Annotated in this window: 11 protein-coding genes and 2 pseudogenes; 1 reads left to right on the forward strand and 12 read right to left on the reverse strand. The window is 71.3% G+C overall.

Annotated elements, in window-relative coordinates; genetic code table 11:
- Positions 1 to 125: 125 nt before the first annotated feature.
- The 9 genes and pseudogenes from Sfulv_RS12895 to Sfulv_RS12935 form a co-directional block, all read right to left on the reverse strand.
- A complete protein-coding gene (locus tag Sfulv_RS12895; RefSeq protein ID WP_173313827.1) occupies positions 126 to 1,331 on the reverse strand; it encodes a DNA polymerase III subunit delta' in 1,206 nt (401 codons plus the stop codon).
- A gap of 305 nt (positions 1,332 to 1,636) precedes the next feature.
- Entirely contained in the window at positions 1,637 to 4,996 is a 3,360-nt protein-coding gene (gene tmk / locus Sfulv_RS12900) for a dTMP kinase (RefSeq protein ID WP_173313828.1), read from the reverse strand.
- Positions 4,997 to 5,147: 151 nt separating this feature from the next.
- Complete coding sequence (gene topA, locus Sfulv_RS12905; protein ID WP_173313829.1) at positions 5,148 to 8,018, reverse strand: type I DNA topoisomerase; 2,871 nt, start codon at positions 8,016 to 8,018, stop codon at positions 5,148 to 5,150.
- Positions 8,019 to 8,309: 291 nt separating this feature from the next.
- Positions 8,310 to 8,507, reverse strand: a complete 198-nt coding sequence (locus Sfulv_RS12910) for a hypothetical protein (protein ID WP_173313830.1) — start codon at positions 8,505 to 8,507, stop codon at positions 8,310 to 8,312.
- A gap of 459 nt (positions 8,508 to 8,966) precedes the next feature.
- On the reverse strand, positions 8,967 to 10,472 hold the full coding sequence (locus Sfulv_RS12915) for a DUF7059 domain-containing protein (RefSeq protein WP_173313831.1): 1,506 nt from the start codon (positions 10,470 to 10,472) through the stop codon (positions 8,967 to 8,969).
- A gap of 137 nt (positions 10,473 to 10,609) precedes the next feature.
- Positions 10,610 to 11,224: a small secreted protein gene (locus tag Sfulv_RS12920; protein WP_173313832.1), complete on the reverse strand. Its 615-nt coding sequence runs from the start codon at positions 11,222 to 11,224 to the stop codon at positions 10,610 to 10,612.
- A 184-nt stretch (positions 11,225 to 11,408) separates the two neighbouring features.
- Positions 11,409 to 13,859, reverse strand: a pseudogene (locus Sfulv_RS12925) (sodium-translocating pyrophosphatase).
- Positions 13,860 to 14,095: 236 nt separating this feature from the next.
- On the reverse strand, positions 14,096 to 14,563 hold the full coding sequence (locus Sfulv_RS12930) for an ATP-binding protein (RefSeq protein ID WP_173313833.1): 468 nt from the start codon (positions 14,561 to 14,563) through the stop codon (positions 14,096 to 14,098).
- Between the two features lie 204 nt (positions 14,564 to 14,767).
- A complete protein-coding gene (locus Sfulv_RS12935; RefSeq protein WP_003967428.1) occupies positions 14,768 to 15,121 on the reverse strand; it encodes an STAS domain-containing protein in 354 nt (117 codons plus the stop codon).
- 78 nt (positions 15,122 to 15,199) lie between these two features.
- Between Sfulv_RS12935 and Sfulv_RS12940 the strand changes: the two genes are divergently transcribed.
- Entirely contained in the window at positions 15,200 to 17,674 is a 2,475-nt protein-coding gene (locus Sfulv_RS12940) for a DEAD/DEAH box helicase (RefSeq protein ID WP_173313834.1), read from the forward strand.
- A 120-nt stretch (positions 17,675 to 17,794) separates the two neighbouring features.
- Here the strand turns inward: Sfulv_RS12940 and Sfulv_RS30325 are convergent.
- The 3 genes and pseudogenes from Sfulv_RS30325 to Sfulv_RS12955 all read right to left on the reverse strand — a co-directional run.
- Positions 17,795 to 17,983 (reverse strand): annotated as a pseudogene (locus Sfulv_RS30325) (Rv3654c family TadE-like protein); the annotation flags it as partial.
- Positions 17,984 to 18,054: 71 nt separating this feature from the next.
- Positions 18,055 to 18,468: a TadE family type IV pilus minor pilin gene (locus Sfulv_RS12950; RefSeq protein ID WP_371874662.1), complete on the reverse strand. Its 414-nt coding sequence runs from the start codon at positions 18,466 to 18,468 to the stop codon at positions 18,055 to 18,057.
- Positions 18,455 to 18,700: a DUF4244 domain-containing protein gene (locus tag Sfulv_RS12955; RefSeq protein WP_173313836.1), complete on the reverse strand. Its 246-nt coding sequence runs from the start codon at positions 18,698 to 18,700 to the stop codon at positions 18,455 to 18,457. The genes Sfulv_RS12950 and Sfulv_RS12955 overlap by 14 nt, the downstream gene beginning before the upstream one ends.
- Between the last annotated feature and the right edge of the window lie 65 nt (positions 18,701 to 18,765).

The following is an 18,765-nucleotide window of genomic DNA, read 5'->3' on the forward strand; positions in this document are numbered from 1 at the left end:
CTCGTCCGATTTCCTGCTCATTCGGGTGAATAACTGCCAGGAGACAACCACCGGGTTACGCCCGCCGACTGAGTGCCCGCCCCACCAGCCCTCATCGCTTCGTACGGACCCGGCGCGGGCCCGCGTCAGCCCGCCCGGAGTGCCATCGTCATCGCCTCCACCGCGAGCAGCGGCGCCACGTTGCGGTCGAGCGCCTGGCGGCAGGCGATCACCGCCTCGATCCTGCGCAGGGTGCGCTCGGGCGTCGACGACCGGGCGATACGGTCGAGCGAGTCCTGGGCGTCGACGTTGGCGATCGCGATCCGCGAACCGAGCTGGAGGGCCAGTACGTCGCGGTAGAAGCCGGTCAGATCGGTGAGCGCCAGATCGAGGCTGTCGCGCTGGGAGCGGGTCTTCCTGCGCTTCTGCCTGTCCTCGAGATCCTTCATCACCCCCGCCGTGCCACGCGGCATCCGGCCCCCGGCGACGGCGCCGAGAGCCGTCTTCATGTCCTCGGTCTCCTTGACGTCGACCTCGTCCGAGACCTGCCTGGCCTCATCCGTCGCGGTGTCGATCAGCTCCTGGGCGGCCTTCAGACAGCCGCCCACGTCGTCGATCCGGAGCGGGAGCTTGAGCACGGCTGCCCGGCGGGCCCTGGCCCGCTCGTCCGTGGCCAGGCGACGGGCCCGGCCGATGTGCCCCTGGGTGGCGCGGGCCACGGCCGCGGCGCGCTCGGGGTCGATGCCGTCCCGCCGGATCAGGACGTCGGCGACGGCGTCGACGGGCGGTGTCCTGAGCGTGAGGTGGCGGCAGCGGGAGCGGATCGTGGGCAGGACGTCTTCCAGCGAGGGCGCGCAGAGCAGCCACACCGTGCGGGGGGCGGGTTCCTCGACGGCCTTCAGCAGGACGTTGCCCGCTCCCTCGGTGAGACGGTCGGCGTCCTCCAGGATGATGACCTGCCAGCGCCCGATCGCCGGGGAGAGCTGGGCGCGGCGGACCAGGTCGCGGGTCTCCTTCACACCGATCGACAGCAGGTCGGTGCGGATGACGTCGACGTCGGCGTGCGTACCGACCAGGCTGGTGTGGCAGCCGTCGCAGAAGCCGCAGCCGGGGATGCCTCCGAGGGCGCGGTCCGGGCTGGTGCACTGGAGCGCGGCGGCGAAGGCGCGGGCGGCGGTGGACCGCCCGGACCCCGGCGGTCCGGTGAACAGCCAGGCGTGCGTCATCTTCGAGCCTGGCGGCACGGGCTCACGGGCGGAGACGGCGGTGACCAGCACATCGGCGTCACGGGCGGCCGCAGCGAGCTGCTGCTGCACCCGGTCCTGTCCGACGAGGTCGTCCCATACGGTCATGGGTCACCGCCCTTCCGGTGGTGTGGATGGTGCGTGGGGTCGATGGTGCGTGCGGTGGGTGGTACGTGCGGTGGGTGGTGCGTGCGGTGGGTCGGGTGAGGGTCCTGCGTCGCGCGTCGAGTGCTCCGCAGCCGGTGATCGCGCCGGTGATCGCGCCGGTGGTTCCATTGTGGGGGAAGGGTCTGACAATCCCGGCTTTCCGGCCCTCGCGACGGGCCCGCCTACCCATCCGTCCGGACACCTGCACGGCCCACGCCATCGGCGGGCCCGGAATCCCGGGCCCGCCGATGGGTGGAACGGATCGGTCAGCCGCGCGGACGGCGGCCCCGGCCGGACCGGCCCGGGTCCTCGTCATGGTCGCCGAGCAGTTCGTCGGCCAGGGACGGCAGGTCGTCCAGCGGCGTCTCCTCGGCCCAGTCGGGGCGGGGGCGCTTCTGGTGGGCCTGCCGGTCGTACGCCTCCTGGGTGGCCTGCGGGTCGTCGCTGATCTGCGGCAGCTCGCGCGTGCGCTCATTGTCGCTCTCCGGGGCGGGCGCGGCAGGGCGCTCGTCGCGGAAGATGCCCTGCGGCACCCGGTCGGCCGGCGTCTGGTCCCGTAGGGGTCGCAGGACCGCCGTATCGTCCGAGTCCCGCGCCGGGCGGCGCCCGGCCTGATCGTCCACCCGCGGCAGCATGGCCGTATCGGCGTCGTCCCCGGCCGGACGACCGGTGCGGGGATCGGTGCGGGGAGCACGGTCGGAGTGCGGCCGGCCGGCCGGAGGCACCAGCGGTGAAGGCACCGTCTGCGTCACGTCGTTCGCCCCGATGACCGGCGTCGGCACCGTGAGCTCGTTGTCGGGGCCGGAGGGGCCCGAGGGGCCGGAAGGAGCAGACCGGCCGGACGCAGCGGGCCCGTCTGACCGGCCGGACCCGTCGGACGGAGCGGGCTGCCGTGAACGCTCAGCTCGCTCCGTCCGCTCAGCCGCAGCGGCAGCCTCGGCCCTGGACGCAGCCTCGGCCTCAGCCCTGGACGCAGCCTCAGCGGCAGCTGCGGCCTCAGCCCTGGACGCGGCCTCCGCCGCAGCCCTGGCCTCGGCTTCCGCCCTGACCGCCGCCGCAGCCTCCGCCTGGCGCCGCGCCTCCTCGGCCCTCAGCAGAGCCTCCTCCGCCTTGCGCTGCTTCTCCAGACGCCGTACCTCGGCCTCCTTGCGCAGCCGCGCCTCTTCCTCCGCCTGCCTGCGCAGGCGCTCCTGTTCGGCCGCGCGCACCCGCTCCTCGGCCTCGCGCCTGGCGCGCTCCTCCTCCGCGAGACGGCGGGCCTCCTCGGCCCGCAGCCGGGCCTCCTCCGCCTGCCGTTCGGCCTCACGCTGCCGCGCCTCCTCCAGCTCGCGGCGCTTGCGCTCCTCCTCCTCGGCACGGAGCCTGGCGAGCTGTTCCTGCCGCTCGCGCTCCAGCCGTTCCTCCTCGGCCTTGCGGGCCGCCTCTTCCTCGGCCTTGCGCCTGGCCTCCTCCTCGGCCGCCCTGCGCGCCTCCGCCTGGGCCTCGATCTCGGCCTCGGAGAGCGGAAGGAGCCGGTCGAGCCGGTGGCGTACGACCATGGTGATCGCCTCCGGCTGCTGGCCCGCGTCCACCACCAGGTAGCGGACCGGGTCCGCCGCCGCGAGGGTGAGGAAGCCCGAACGCACCCGGGCGTGGAACTCGGGCGGCTCCGACTCCAGCCGGTCCGGCGCCTCCGTGAACCGTTCGCGCGCGACCTCCGGGTCCACGTCGAGCAGCACCGTCAGATGCGGTACGAGACCGCTCGTCGCCCACCGGGAGATCCGGGCGATCTCGGTCGGGGACAGATCACGGCCCGCGCCCTGATAGGCGACGGACGAGTCGATGTACCGGTCGGAGATGACGATCGCCCCGCGCTCCAGCGCCGGGCGTACGACCGAGTCGACGTGCTCGGCGCGGTCGGCGGCGTACAGCAGGGCCTCCGTCCGGTTGGAGAGCCCGGCCGACGACACGTCCAGCAGGATCGACCGCAGCCGCTTGCCGACCGGGGTCGCTCCCGGCTCACGCGTCACGACGACCTCGTGGCCCTTGGCCCGGATCCAGTCGGCGAGCGCCTCGACCTGGGTGGACTTGCCGGCTCCGTCGCCGCCCTCCAGGGCGAGGAAGAAGCCGGTCGCCGCGGGTGCGACCGTGGGGTCACCGCCGCGTACGGCCTCGCGCAGATCGCGCCGCAGCGGCACCCCCGCGCGGTCGTCCGTCCTGGCCAGGAGCACCGCGGCGACGGGCAGCAGCAGCGCGCCGATGAGCATGAGCGCGAACGCGGCGCCGCCGTGCGCGAAGACGAAGTCGCCGGAGACCAGGCGGTGCCGTCCGATGGCGGCGGCGAGCAGCGGGCCGCCGACGGCGCCGAGCGCGATGAGCACCCGGACGACGGCCTGGAGGTGTTCGGTGGTCCTGGCCTGCCGGAACTCCTCGGTCTCCTGGTCGATGAGCGTGTGCCCCGTGGCCGCGGCCACACCGGCCGCGTAACCGGCGAGGAGCGCGAGGAGCAGCCCCGTCGCCGTGTCCGGTACCAGCCCGAGCGCGAGGAGCGCGACCCCGGTGACGGCCGTGGCGAAGGCCAGCAGACGGCGCCGCGAAAGGGTGGGCAGTACCTTCTGCGCGGTACGGATGCCGAGGCCCGTGCCGCCGGTCAGCGCCAGGACGAGCAGCGCGAACGTGGCGGGACCGCCGCCCAGGTCGAGCGCGTGCAGTACGGAGACCGCCGCCGCGGCGGCGATGGCTCCGGCGACCGCGGCGCAGGCGCCGACGACCAGCGGAAGCGTGCCGGTGCGGCCCTTGTCGGGCCCCGCTCCGGTGACCGGACGGCGCAGGCCCTCCAGGGGCGAGCGCGGCCGGGGCGTCGGTGTGGCGGGCAGTTCGAGGAAGTACAGGACCGAGATCGAGGCGGAGAAGAGTCCGGCCGCGACGTACGACCCGAGTGCCGCCTGGTGGAAGGAGAACCAGTCGAGTCCCGCGCCCAGCAGATTGCCGATCAGGGTGGCGACCAGCAGAGCCGCGCCGGCGGCGGGGACGGCCAGGAAGTTCGTCCGCAGGGAGAGCCTGCGCAGTGCGTCGAGGTGGTCGGGCAGGGGGCGCACGGCGGCGCCCTCGGCGGGCGGGGCGGGCAGCAGTGCGGGGGCCGCGCTCTCCTTCGCGACCGTCCACAGCCGCTCACCGACACCGGTGAGGAAGACGGTGATCAGGACCATCATGAGTGCCTTGTCGGGCATCCAGTCGATCCACAGCGGTGCGACGACCAGCAGCGCGAGCCGCAGCCCGTCCACCCCGATCATCAGCCAGCGCCGGTCCACCGGCCCGCCGGGTCCCGTGAGCGACGTCAGTGGCCCCAGGAGTACGGCTCCGAAGAGCACAGTGGAAATAATCCGGACACTGAACACCGCGGCGACGGCGAAAGCCGCCCCTCTGTATCCCGGTCCGAATGAGCCCTCAAGGATTGCCGCTTGCAGCGACATCAGCACCAGCACGAGAAGGGCGAGTGCATCGCCGATACCGCCGACGAGCTGGGCGCTCCACAACCGCTTCAGCGGGGGAACACGCAACAGGGCTCGTACGGCGCGCTCGCGTGAGTCTGCGGCAAGTGTGTCGGAGGTGGGGCTCACGACCGTTGGCTGCTCGGCTCGCGTCATCCGCCCAGCCTATCCGGAGCGGTGCGGTCACTGTTGACCCCGTCCGAACATACGACCGTAGGGGGGCGGTGCGGCTGCGCCAGGCGAAACGAAACGGCGGGGCCGAAGCCCCGCCGTCCTGTCCGCGCGGTACGCGGTTACCGGTCCTCGGTCAGTCGTCGTCTGATGCCGAGGCGGCCGACGAGACCGTCTTCTTCGCCGCTGTGGCCTTCTTGGCCGTCGTCGTCTTCTTCGCGGCCGTCGTCTTCTTCGCGGCCGTCGTCTTCTTGGCTGCGGTGGCGGTCGTCTTCTTCGCCGTGGCCTTCTTAGCCGTGGCCTTCTTGGCCGGAGCCTTCTTCGCCGTCTTCTTGGCAGGAGCCTTGGCGCGCTTCTCGGCCAGCAGCTCGTAGCCGCGTTCCGGCGTGATCTCCTCGACGCTGTCGTCGGTCCGCAGCGTCGCGTTCGTCTCGCCGTCCGTGACGTAGGCGCCGAAGCGGCCGTCCTTCACCACCACCGGGGCCCCGCTCACCGGGTCGGTGCCCAGTTCCTTCAGCGGCGGCTTGGCGGCGGCACGGCCGCGCTGCTTGGGCTGGGCGTAGATCGCCAGGGCCTCTTCGAGCGTGATGTCGAAGAGCTGGTCCTCGGCGGTCAGCGACCGGGAGTCCGTGCCCTTCTTCAGATACGGGCCGTAGCGGCCGTTCTGCGCGGTGATCTCGACACCGTCGGCGTCCTCGCCGACCACGCGCGGCAGCGACATCAGCTTGAGCGCGTCGGCCAGCGTCACGGTGTCCAGCGACATCGACTTGAAGAGCGAGGCGGTCCGGGGCTTCACCGCGTTCTTGCCCGTCTTCGGCGTGCCCTCGGGCAGCACCTCGGTGACGTACGGGCCGTAACGCCCGTCCTTCGCGATGATCTGGTTACCGCTCACCGGGTCCGCACCGAGCTCGAAGTCGCCGCTCGGCTTCGCCAGCAGCTCCTCCGCGTACTCCACGGAGAGCTCGTCGGGCGCCATCTCCTCGGGCACGTCGGCGCGCTGATGGCCCTCGGAGTCCTTCTCGCCGCGCTCGATGTACGGGCCGTAGCGCCCGACGCGCAGCACGATGCCGTTGCCCACCGGGAACGACGAGATCTCGCGGGCGTCGATCGCCCCGAGGTCCGTGACCAGTTCCTTCAGACCGCCCAGGTGGTCGCCGTCGCCGTTGCCCGCGTCGGAGGCCGCACCCGCGCCTGCCGTGTCCTCGCGCGCTCCGAAGTAGAAGCGCTTCAGCCACGGTACGGACTTGGCCTCGCCCCGCGCGATGCGGTCGAGGTCGTCCTCCATGCGCGCGGTGAAGTCGTAGTCGACCAGCCGGCCGAAGTGCGTCTCCAGCAGGTTGACCACGGCGAAGGAGAGGAAGGACGGGACGAGCGCCGTGCCCTTCTTGAAGACGTAGCCGCGGTCCAGGATCGTCCCGATGATCGAGGCGTACGTCGACGGGCGGCCGATCTCGCGCTCTTCGAGCTCCTTGACCAGCGACGCCTCGGTGTAGCGGGCGGGCGGCTTGGTGGCGTGGCCGTCGACCGTGACCTCTTCGGCGGAGAGCGCGTCGCCCTCCGCGACCTGCGGCAGGCGCCGCTCGCGGTCGTCGAGCTCGGCGTTCGGGTCGTCGGCGCCTTCGACGTACGCCTTCATGAAGCCGTGGAAGGTGATCGTCTTGCCGGAGGCCGAGAACTCGGCGTCCCGGCCGTCGCTCGCCCGGCCGCCGATCTTGACGGTCACCGAGTTACCGACGGCGTCCTTCATCTGGGAGGCGACGGTCCGCTTCCAGATGAGCTCGTACAGCCGGAACTGGTCGCCGGTGAGGCCGGTCTCGGCAGGCGTGCGGAAGCGGTCGCCCGAGGGACGGATCGCCTCGTGCGCCTCCTGTGCGTTCTTGACCTTGCCGGCGTACGTGCGCGGCTTCTCCGGCAGGTAGTTGGCTCCGTACAACTGCGTGACCTGTGCCCGGGCCGCGGTGATCGCGGTGTCCGAGAGCGTCGTGGAGTCCGTACGCATATAGGTGATGAAGCCGTTCTCGTACAACTTCTGCGCGACCTGCATCGTGGCCTTGGCCCCGAAGCCCAGCTTGCGGCTGGCCTCCTGCTGGAGGGTGGTCGTACGGAACGGGGCGTACGGCGAGCGGCGGTACGGCTTCGACTCGACGGACCGGACCGCGAACGTGGAGTCGGCGAGCGCGGCCGCCAGGGCGCGGGCGTTCGTCTCGTCCAGGTGCAGCGTCTGGCCGGAGGCCGACTTGAGCTGCCCGTCCGGGCCGAAGTCGCGGCCCTGCGCGATGCGCCGGCCGTCGACCGCGCTGAGGCGGGCCGTGAGTGTCGAGGGGTCGGACGCGTCACCGGCGCGGCCGGTGGCGAAGGTGCCGGTCAGGTCCCAGTACTCGGCGGAACGGAAGGCGATGCGCTCGCGCTCCCGCTCGACGACGAGCCGGGTCGCCACGGACTGGACACGGCCCGCCGACAGGCGGGGCATGACCTTCTTCCAGAGGACCGGGGACACCTCGTAGCCGTAGAGGCGGTCGAGGATACGGCGGGTCTCCTGGGCGTCGACCATGCGCTGGTTGAGCTCGCGCGGGTTGGCGACGGCGGCCCGGATCGCGTCCTTGGTGATCTCGTGGAAGACCATCCGGTGGACGGGGACCTTGGGCTTGAGGACTTCCTGGAGGTGCCACGCGATGGCTTCGCCCTCGCGGTCCTCATCGGTGGCGAGGAAGAGTTCGTCGGACTCGGCCAGCAGCTGCTTGAGCTTCCTGACCTGGGCCTTCTTGTCCGCGTTGACGACGTAGATCGGCTGGAAGTCGTTCTCGACGTCCACACCGAGACGGCGTACCTCTCCGGTGTACTCGTCCGGTACCTCGGCGGCCCCGTTCGGGAGGTCGCGGATGTGCCCGACGCTCGCCTCGACGACGTATCCGGGGCCGAGATAGCCCTTGATCGTCTTCGCCTTGGCAGGCGACTCGACGATGACGAGTCGGCGGCCGCCCTGTGCGGTCTCGCTGGTCGGGGACAACTTCGCTCTTCTCTCCGGTCGGCACTCAGTGGGCATCCGGGCAGCGAAACGCCGCTGCCCGAGGTGCTGTCGCTGCGGAGTGTGACGGTACAACCCGCCCCCGTGTCAAACGGCAAAAGCCCGCAACGGCCACTCGAACGGTAACCCGACTTCCGCCATTCCTGCCGCCCGTACCGTTCGGTCCGCAGTGCGCACGCCTCCCGCCTGCGCATTCCCGGGTGCCGCCGAGGCACCTTCCCGGAGCCCGCCGGAGGTGGCCCCGCAGGGATCAGGCCCTGCTGAGGGCCGGAATCAGACGCGGGTGAAGCACCATGCACCGACCAGGAGAAAGGTCACGCCGAAGAGTGTGGCGAGCGCGGTGGAGGCGACGGGGCTCACACCGTGAGCCACCGGCGCACGGTGCAGGGTGCGCGCCCCTGTCCAGACCAGGAGCGCGGCGCCGAACAGCGCGAAAGCCGTACCGGCGAAGGCGGCGGTGACGTGCTCCATGTCCGTACTCCTCAAACCCACTCGTCGTGCTGACGTGACCGGCAGGTGGAGGCTGCCACGCCGGGGCATCGCCGACACGAACCGCGGGTGAACAGCACTCCCACGGCCCCTCATCCCCCTCCCGTCGGCCCTGGAGCGGAATCCGCGGACGCGGTGGAAGGGGGCAGGTGGGTGGTGAGGAAGGCGCAGATGGGGAGCCTGCCGCGTAGGCGGGGCGGGAAGCGGCCGGGCCGGAGCGGAGCGGGACGTCACGTCCGGACAGGGCGCGTCCGATTTCCTCGAACGCCCTCGTCCCCGCCCCCCTGGCCTGGCACTCACCCTCGGCAGCCCTTCCGGCCCCGCACACACCACCGGGTTGCGCAGCTGCGGGGGCGGAGGGCGGGCGTCCACCCCCGGGGCCGCCGGGCGGGCGTCCGGTCCCCGGGGGCCGAGGGCCGGCCGCCTGGGTCGCCCGCGTGGTCAGGCGCCTTCGCGGACCGGCTCCAGGAAACCCTCTTCCACCAGCAGCCGGATCGCCTGCGGAGTGCGGTCGCGCAACAGGACCGGGTCCTCGGACATGAGCTGGGCGATGGCGTCCAGAATCCGGCCGGCGGGAAGCGATCCGTCGCAGACTCCGGCGAACCCGGCCCCGACCGCGTCGACCTTGGTGGCCCGGCGCATCCCGCGGTGCTGGCGCAGCACCACGTGCTCGGGGTCCTCCGCACCCGGCAGTCCGACCTGCTCCTGCACGACCTCGGCCGCCAGCGTGAAACGGGCGGCCAGCAGCGCCGCGTCGTCCTGTTCCCTGAGGTAGTCCTGGCGGGCGAAGTGGGCCTCGATCGCGGGTCCGAGCGGCTGCTCCACGGGGTGAGGCCACTCCTCGACCACGATCGACGGCTCGGCCGCACGCGTCTTCCTGAGCGTGATCCAGCCGAAACCGACCGCCTTCGTGCCGGCGGCGTCGAACTCGTCGAGCCACGCCTCGTAGCGCGCGGCGTACTCGGCGGGATCCGAGCGGTGGTCACCGCTGTCGCGCAGCCACAACTCCGCGTACTGCGTGATGTCCTGCACCTCCCGCTGCACGATCCAGGCGTCGCATCCGCGCGGCACCCAGGTGCGCAGCCGGTCCTGCCACTCCTCGCCCTCCACGTGTTGCCAGTTGGCGAGGAACTGGGCGTAACCGCCCTCGTTCAGCCGGTCGCCGGCCTGCTGCACGAGCATGCGGCAGAGGTCGTCACCGGCCATTCCCCCGTCGCGGTACGTCAGCCGGGCGCCCGGCGAGATCACGAACGGCGGGTTGGAGACGATCAGATCGAACGTCTCGCCGGAGACGGGTTCGAAGAGGGAGCCCTCGCGCTGGGCGGCCGGGGCGGCCCCGGACAGAGCGAGGGTGAGCCGGGTGAAGGCCAGCGCACGCGGGTTGAGGTCCGTGGCCGTGACTCGGGTGGCGTGCTGGGACGCGTGGAGCGCCTGGATACCCGAACCCGTACCGAGGTCCAGGGCAGAGGCCACCGGTTGACGGACCGTGATCCCGGCCAGCGTGGTCGACGCCCCGCCGACTCCGAGGACGACACCCTCCTCGTGCGAACCGATGCCGCCCGCGCCGCCCACCGCACATCCGAGGTCGGACACGATGAACCAGTCCTCGCCCTCCGGACCGCCGTACGGGCGGACGTCGACAGTAGCCCGGACCTCGTCGCCCTCCCGTCTCAGCCAGCCGTCCTGGAGGCACTCCTCCACGGGTAGCGCGGCGCGGGCCCGCTCGTACGCGACGGAGCGCTGGAGAAGGAAGAGCCGCACCAGCGTGTCGAGCGGCGATGCGCCTCTGGTGGCCCGCAGCGCGGGGACCGTCTCGCTGCGGGCGAGCGCGGCGTAGGCGGACGCGCCGAGCCGGTCGAGAAGCCCGTCCGCGGTGAAGGCGGCGGAGAGCAGGGCCTCGCGGAGCGCGGGGATTCGGTCGGATGCGGGAAGGCTGGTCGTACTCACCTGCCCATTGTGTCCGCTCCCACTGACAACGGCAGCGGCCCGGCGCCCGTCCAGGGCGGCCGGACCGCTGACCGGCGGTCCACCAGGCGCTTTCTCGAACCCAGTGCACGCCTCTTCGCGTACGCCTGCCTGCTCGGCTACGCCTTCTTGCTCGCCGAGGCGGAGGGCGACGCGGGCGCCGGGGACCCGGCGGGCGGGGGCGAGGAGGCCGTCGGCTTCTGGCAGCCCTTCTGCTTGGCCATCGCGGTGCCGACCTCACCGGACTGGAGCTTCTTCAGCGCCTGGTCACCACTGGTGCTGATCTTGTTCAGCTCGTCGGCGATGCCCTTGAGCCCGTCGGCGAACTTCGCCTGGTCCTTCGTGTCGAGCGCGTCGACCTTCGTCTTCAGCTCGGCGTAGGCGGCGGAGGAGGCGTTGAGCTCCTTCACCGCTTCCTTCTGCGTGGTCTCACCGTCGTCGACGGGCGGCGGGCCCGCCGAGTCCACGGCTGAGCCCAGCGCCTTGTACGCCTGCGAGATCTGCTGGAAAGCGGCCGAGTCGGTCGCCTGGACGTCGGCCGGCTTGCTGTTGTCCGCGGTCTGCCGCTGGATGTCGGCGTTGGCGTCGGCGATCTTCTGCAACTGGGGCTGGACCTGGTCGCAGACCTTCTTGGCCCAGTCATCGACCTTGTTGTCGCTGTCGTCGCTGCAGCCCGACAGCGTCAGTACGAGTACCGCACCGCCGGACAGTGCGGCTGCAAGCTTCTTGTTCACCGGATTGGATCCCTTCCAAGGCTCTCGGCCCCGGAACTTACACGCCAAGTGGGCGACATTCTGGCGTCGGTCGTCGGATCTACTGGCTTTTGCAGCCATTTGCACCAAGGGAAATGAGGGAGATACAACTCACCCGAAAGCTCGATCGCGCGTGCGAAGCCACCCCGCATCGAGTGACTTACCGTCAGGCCACACGGGCGGACGACCCCTCAGACGGGTCCGGCCGCCCGCGGCTTGAGCCCGTACTACCGCCCGATGGCTTCCTCCTCGTCACCCATGACGATCCCGCGCCGCTTGGACACGTACACCGCCCCGGCGATGACCACGACGGCGAACCCGGCCACCAGCGCCCGCGCACCGGCACTCGCGTCCTCCCCGTAGCTGAACTGCACGACCGCGGGAGCGATGAGCAGTGCCACCAGGTTCATCACCTTGAGGAGCGGGTTGATCGCCGGCCCGGCCGTGTCCTTGAACGGATCGCCGACCGTGTCGCCGATGACGGTCGCGGCATGGGCATCGCTGCCCTTGCCGCCGTGATGACCGTCCTCGACGAGCTTCTTCGCGTTGTCCCACGCGCCACCGGAGTTGGCGAGGAAGACGGCCATCAGCGTGCCGGTCGCGATGGCGCCCGCGAGGTACGAGCCGAGCGCGCCGACACCGAGACCGAAGCCGACCGCGATCGGCGCCAGCACGGCGAGCAGCCCGGGCGTGGCCAGCTCGCGCAACGCGTCCTTGGTACAGATGTCGACGACGCGCCCGTACTCCGGCTTCTCCGTGTAGTCCATGATCCCGGGATGCTCGCGGAACTGCCGCCGCACCTCGTGGACCACGGCCCCGGCGGACCGGGACACCGCGTTGATGGCCAGCCCGGAGAAGAGGAACACGACGGCCGCGCCGAGGATCAGCCCCACCAGGTTGTTGGGCTGCGAGATGTCCAGGCTCAGCCCCAGCTCGCCCGCGCCGGCCCCCACGTCCTCGACCGCCGTGGCGATCGCGTCACGGTACGAACCGAAGAGCGCCGCCGCCGCGAGGACCGCGGTCGCGATGGCGATGCCCTTGGTGATGGCCTTGGTGGTGTTGCCGACCGCGTCCAGGTCGGTGAGCACCTGCGCTCCGGCGCCCCGCACGTCGCCGGACATCTCGGCGATGCCCTGCGCGTTGTCGGAGACGGGTCCGAAGGTGTCCATGGCGACGATGACACCGACGGTGGTGAGCAGGCCGGTACCGGCGAGCGCCACGGCGAAGAGCGCCAGCATCACCGACGTGCCGCCGAGCAGGAACGCCCCGTAGACGCCGAGCCCGATCAGCAGTGCGGTGTAGACGGCGGACTCCAGGCCGATGGAGATCCCGGCGAGCACGACGGTCGCCGGGCCCGTCAGCGAGGACTTCCCGATGTCCCTGACCGGTCGGCGGCTGGTTTCGGTGAAGTAGCCGGTGAGCTGCTGGATCAGCGCGGCGAGCACGATCCCGATGGCCACGGCGACCAGCGCGAAGATCCGGGGATCGCCGCCGTGCGAGGAGATGGTGCTGTCGGTGACGCCCTCCAGTTCGGAGTAGGAGGACGGAAGGTAGACGAAGACCGCCACGGCCACCAGGACGAGTGAGATCACCGCGGAGATGAAGAACCCGCGGTTGATGGCGGTCATCCCGCTGCGGTCGGCGCGCCGCGGGGCGACCGCGAAGATGCCGATCATCGCGGTGACCACGCCGATCGCCGGCACGATCAGGGGGAAGGCCAGTCCGGAGTCGCCGAAGGCCGCCGAGCCGAGGATGAGCGCGGCGACGAGCGTCACGGCGTACGACTCGAACAGGTCGGCCGCCATTCCGGCGCAGTCCCCGACGTTGTCGCCCACGTTGTCGGCGATGGTGGCGGCGTTACGCGGGTCGTCCTCCGGAATCCCCTGCTCCACCTTGCCGACGAGGTCGGCGCCCACGTCGGCGGCCTTGGTGAAGATGCCGCCGCCGACCCGCATGAACATGGCGATCAGCGCGGCACCGAGGCCGAATCCCTCCAGGACCTTGGGCGCGTCGGCCGCGTACACGAGGACGACACAGGAGGCACCGAGCAGGCCGAGACCCACCGTGATCATGCCGACCACGCCCCCGTGCGGAAAGCGATCTTCATCGCCTTGTGCGAAACAGCGGTGAGGTCCTTTTCCGGTTCACCTTCTTCCGGAGTCGCCTCACGCGCCGCTGCGGCAACGCGCACATTGCTGCGTACGGCGAGGCGCATGCCGATGTATCCGGTGGCCGCCGAGAAAAGCGCACCCACCAGGAAGAAAAGCGAACGCCCCGCGCGCTGCGACCAGGTATCGGCCGGCAGCAGCAGAAGCAGGAAGAACACGACGACGGCGAAGACGCCGACGGTACGCAGCTGCCGCGCCAGATACGCATTCGCACCCTCCTGCACGGCTGCCGCGATCTCCTTCATGCGCTCGGTACCCTCGCCTGCCGCCAGGACCTGGCGCGCCAGTAGCTGGGCCACGACCAGCGCGGCGACCGCGACGACTGCGACAACGATGATGATCAGCCGGTTGTCGTCGGTGAGAACCGCGGCCGCGAGTGAGGCGGGACGGTCGGAAGATGCGGAAAACTGCGTCAGTTCTGCCAGTGGTGTGTTGAGGAACTCCGCCATACGTCCTCCTTGACGCTCAGCGCTCAAGTCGTGGACGGATTGTAGGGAGCAGAATCTGATCAAAACAGTGGGTGCGTAATGGAATTGACCCACGTTCCTCGATCGGTAAACGATCTCACTCCCGATTCGACCCGAATGCAGTAACGGGAGAGAACCATTGCCGTGAGATCACCGGTCAAGGAAAACGAAAAAAGGCCCTGCTCAGCAGGGCCGTGGTGGAGGTTCGGTCGCGGATCTCAGGAAACCGCCGCCGCCGACTTCGTCGGCCAGCTCATACGGATCACTCCGCCGTCCACGCCCGACCGGACTTCCACGTCGTCGACCAGCCCGCTGATGACCGCGAGACCCATCTCGTCCTCGGCATCGGCGTCGGAATCGAAAGTTATCGGACCCGCGGGCCCGCCGGGCGTGGCGTCGGACGATGCCGCAGCGGCACGGGCCTCGCTGCCGGGGCCGGGCACCTCGTCGCCGACCTCGATGGAGAAAGCCTTCTCCTCCTCGGTCAGCACCACGGTGACGGGGGCGGTGATGCCGTGACTCCTGTGCAGTCCGACAGCACGGCTGCACGCCTCGCCCACGGCGAGCCTGACCTCGTCGAGCAGCGCTTCGCCGACCCCTGCCCGGCGTGCCACGGCGGCTGCCACAAGGCGTGCCGTCCTGACATGTTCGGGCTGAGCGCTGAAGCGGAGTTCAACGGTGGCCATGCGATCCCCCTCGAACGTACGGGCGTGCTTTTCAGAGGCCCGGGCGTGCCGCCCGGTACCCCTGCTCTCGAACCCTCCGGAAGATCCGACAAAGCCGGCAGCCGGCCCGAGGCCGACCACCTGCTCGACGCGGCCTGCCTGCTGCCGCGTGCCGGGCTGTTCACTGCCTGCCGGCCGGCCCCGTGGGGCCGGCCCGCTCCGACGTCAGTCGGTGGCCGCGACAGCCTCGTCGACCGTGGTGTGAATGGGAAACACCTTGGTCAGACCTGTGATCCGGAAGATCTTGAGAATGCGCTCCTGGTTGCAGACCAGGCGCAACGAGCCCTCATGGGCCCGGACACGCTTCAAGCCACCCACGAGCACGCCGAGACCGGTGGAGTCGAGGAAGTCGACGCCTTCCATGTCGACAACCAGGTGGTAGCTGCCGTCATTCACCAACTCGACCAACTGCTCGCGCAGCTTGGGCGCGGTATACACATCAATCTCGCCACCGACCTCGACGACCGTACGGTCGCCACCAGGGCCGGACACATTGCGAGTCGACAAGGACAGGTCCACGGATCCTCCAGCACCTTGCTATCGAGCGGTCGCCCCTCGGTCTCCCCGGCGGAGCCAGGGGACGGATCGCCAGCCGCGATGGCATTCAATCACTTACCAGCAGCCATGCACGACGCCTTGGGGCCATTGTCCGCCACGCCAGTGACACACTCGGTGCCGATGGCCAAGAATCACCGCCCCAGTCGACCGCCCGGGAGTGAGGGCTCGCGCCCCTCTCCCGCCATGGTCCTCGACCGGCTCGCCGCAGGGGCGGGCCGGTCCGCGCGCATCACTCATACGGAGCACTTGCCCCCACGGGCGGGAACCCATGCCATCTGGCCGGATCGCATCCGCAAGGAAGTTCTCGCGGCCATTCAACGAGCCGGAATCGACCACCCGTGGGCGCACCAGGCCGCCGCCGCCGAGCACGCCCTGGACGGCGAGTCCGTCGTGATCGCCACCGGTACCGCGTCCGGGAAGTCGCTGGCCTACCTCGCGCCGGTGCTCAGTGCCCTCCTCGACGGCTCGCAGGCCCCGAACGGACGCGGGGCGACTGCCCTGTATCTCGCCCCCACCAAGGCCCTCGCCGCGGACCAGCGGCGGTCCGTGAAGGAACTCGCCGCGCCTCTCGGCCACGCGATCCGGCCGGCGGTCTACGACGGGGACACGCCCGTCGAGGAGCGCGAGTGGGTACGCCAGTACGCCAACTACGTCCTGACCAACCCGGACATGCTGCACCGCGGAATCCTGCCATCCCATCCCCGCTGGTCCTCGTTCCTGCGCGCCCTGCGCTTCGTCGTCATCGACGAGTGCCACACCTACCGGGGCGTGTTCGGCTCCCACGTCGCCCAGGTGCTCCGGCGGCTGCGCCGCCTGTGCGCCCGTTACGGCGCCGATCCGGTCTTCCTCCTCGCCTCGGCCACATCGGCCGACCCCGCGGTCGCCGCAGGCCGTCTGACCGGTCTCCCCGTCAAGGAGGTCGCCGACGACGCCTCGCCCCGGGGCGAGCTGGTCTTCGCCCTCTGGGAGCCGCCGCTGACCGATCTCCACGGCGAGAAGGGCGCTCCGGTACGCCGTAGCGCCACGGCGGAGACCGCCGACCTGCTCACCGACCTGACCCTTCAGGGCGTCCGCTCGGTCGCCTTCGTACGCTCCCGGAGAGGTGCCGAGCTCGTCTCCGTGATCGCCAAGGAACGCCTGGCCCAGGTGGACCGCTCACTGCCCGGGCGGATCGCCGCGTATCGCGGCGGCTACCTCCCCGAGGAACGCCGCGCCCTGGAACGAGCCCTGCACTCCGGTGAGCTCCTCGGCCTCGCCGCCACCACAGCCCTGGAACTGGGCATCGACGTCTCGGGCCTGGACGCCGTCGTCATCGCCGGCTATCCGGGCACCAGGGCCTCCCTGTGGCAGCAGGCGGGCCGCGCCGGACGTGCGGGCCAGGGCGCGCTCGCCGTCCTTGTCGCCCGGGACGACCCTCTGGACACCTATCTGGTCCACCACCCCGAGGCACTGTTCCAGCAGCCCGTGGAGTCGACCGTCCTGGACCCGGACAACCCGTACGTCCTCGCCCCCCATCTGTGCGCCGCAGCCGCCGAACTGCCGCTCACCGAGTCCGACATCGCGCTCTTCGGCCCTGCCGTGCCCGGCCTGCTGCCACAGCTGGAGGCCGCGAAACTGCTGCGCGAGCGGCCGTCCGGCTGGCACTGGACCCGCCGGGAGCGGGCAGCCGACCTCACCGACATCCGGGGCGGGGGCGGCCGTCCGGTCCAGATCGTCGAGGAGGGCACCGGCCGCCTGCTCGGCACCGTCGACGAGTCGGCCGCGCACACCGCCGTCCACGAGGGCGCCGTCCACCTCCACCAGGGCCGCACCTACCTGGTGCGGAAACTGGACCTGGAGGACTCGGTGGCCCTCGTCGAGGAGGCGAACCCGCCCTACTCGACCACCGCGCGCGACACCACCGCCATCTCCGTCCTGGAGACCGACACCGAGGTCCCGTGGGGCGACGGAAGGCTCTGCTACGGCTCCGTCGAAGTCACCAACCATGTCGTCTCCTTCCTCCGCCGCCGGGTGATGACCGGGGAGGTGATGGGCGAGACCAAGCTCGACCTCCCGCCCCGCACCCTGCGGACCCGCGCCGTGTGGTGGACGGTCACCGAGGACCAGCTCGATGCCGCCCGGATCAGTCCGGAGATCCTCGGTGGCGCGCTGCACGCCGCCGAGCACGCGTCGATCGGGATGCTCCCGCTCTTCGCCACCTGCGACCGCTGGGACATCGGCGGGGTCTCCGTGCCCCTCCACCCGGACACCCTGCTGCCCACCGTCTTCGTCTACGACGGCCACCCGGGGGGCGCCGGCTTCGCCGAGCGGGCCTTCCACACCGCCAGGACGTGGCTGACGGCGACCCGCGAGGCCATCGCGTCCTGCGAGTGCGACGCGGGCTGTCCTTCGTGCATCCAGTCCCCCAAATGCGGCAACGGCAACGAGCCCCTGCACAAGCGGGGCGCCGTGCGCCTCCTCACCGAACTCCTGCGCACCGCTCCCCCGCCCCCGCAGGACGCACGGGAGGGCTAGGGGGTGGCCGCCCGCATCCGCACGCGGCGGCCCGGCGCGGGACCTGACCGCTGGTCCGTACGGCCCGAAGCGGGCACGGGCCGTCACATCGGCGATCTCCCCCCGCACGGCGCACCGCACCACCACCGCCCCCTGCGCCCCGGCCACCCGCCCGGCCGCCTCGCACGCGGCTTCCTGACCCTGGAGGGCGCGGTCGGCCGCCGCGAGGGCCGCCAGGTCCGCCGCGCCCCCGGCCCGGTGCCGGGCCGCCACCGCCTGTCCCAGGGCGAGCACCACGGCGAACACCACGCACAAGGTGGTCGTGGTCATCGCCACCCACACGGTCGCCACCCCCCGGTCACCGGCCCGGCTCCCGAACCCCGGACCTTCTCCTCGACCCGTCACGGCGACACCCCCGCCCCGTCCTCGGCCAACGCGGCCGCCTCGGCGCTCAGAGTGAGCGCCAGCGGCCCCGGCCCCGGTGTCGGCGCCTCCACCCGGACCCGCCACAGCTCCCCCGACCGCTCGACCTCGACCCGTGCCCGCCCGGGAGCCGCCGACCGCGCCGCCTCCAGCACCGCCGCCGGCGGCTCCGAGCGGGCCGCCGCGCGGGCCCCCACCCGTGCCGCGTCCACACACCGGATCTGGTCGGCCGCGGCCACCAGGGCCCAGATCAACACCACCGCGAAGGCGGCCAGCGCCGGAATGACCATCGCCGCCTCAGCCGTCACGGCGCCCCTGTCCCGGCCGGGACCGCCCATCCCCCGGGTGGCGCATCGCCCCCCGCTCCCCCTCCCGGCCTCAGAACTTCGCATCGAGGGCGTCCTCGATCAGCGACTGCATCGCCGACAGCACGGGCCCGCTCGTCACCACCTTGTAGAGCACCGCGGCGAACCCACAGGCCGCGATGGTCCCCATCGCGTACTCGGACGTCGTCATGCCACGGTCCGACCGGGCGAACCGGCCTCGCCATCCCCGTGCACCGGTCCACACGGCCCGCACCCGGCGCACCGAATCCAGCACCCGCTTCTTGCGGTTTCCGCTCATCTGAACCCCCGAAATAGATATGTCGATTTTTTTGTGGCACACCAGGTGCCCGAACTGAGTCCCCC

The organism is Streptomyces fulvorobeus (assembly GCF_013167895.1).
Lineage (GTDB): Bacteria > Actinomycetota > Actinomycetes > Streptomycetales > Streptomycetaceae > Streptomyces > Streptomyces fulvorobeus.

Bases quoted from the DNA above. Each gene is read 5' to 3' on its own strand.
- Sfulv_RS12955 (WP_173313836.1), bottom strand. From the start codon at position 18,700: ATGAGCGGAAACCGCAAGAAGCGGGTGCTGGATTCGGTGCGCCGGGTG.
- Sfulv_RS12910 (WP_173313830.1), bottom strand. From the start codon at position 8,507: ATGGAGCACGTCACCGCCGCCTTCGCCGGTACGGCTTTCGCGCTGTTC.
- Sfulv_RS12930 (WP_173313833.1), bottom strand. From the start codon at position 14,563: ATGGCCACCGTTGAACTCCGCTTCAGCGCTCAGCCCGAACATGTCAGG.
- Sfulv_RS12895 (WP_173313827.1), bottom strand. From the start codon at position 1,331: ATGACCGTATGGGACGACCTCGTCGGACAGGACCGGGTGCAGCAGCAG.
- tmk (WP_173313828.1), bottom strand. From the start codon at position 4,996: ATGACGCGAGCCGAGCAGCCAACGGTCGTGAGCCCCACCTCCGACACA.
- Sfulv_RS12950 (WP_371874662.1), bottom strand. From the start codon at position 18,468: ATGCGAAGTTCTGAGGCCGGGAGGGGGAGCGGGGGGCGATGCGCCACC.
- Sfulv_RS12940 (WP_173313834.1), top strand. From the start codon at position 15,200: ATGGCATTCAATCACTTACCAGCAGCCATGCACGACGCCTTGGGGCCA.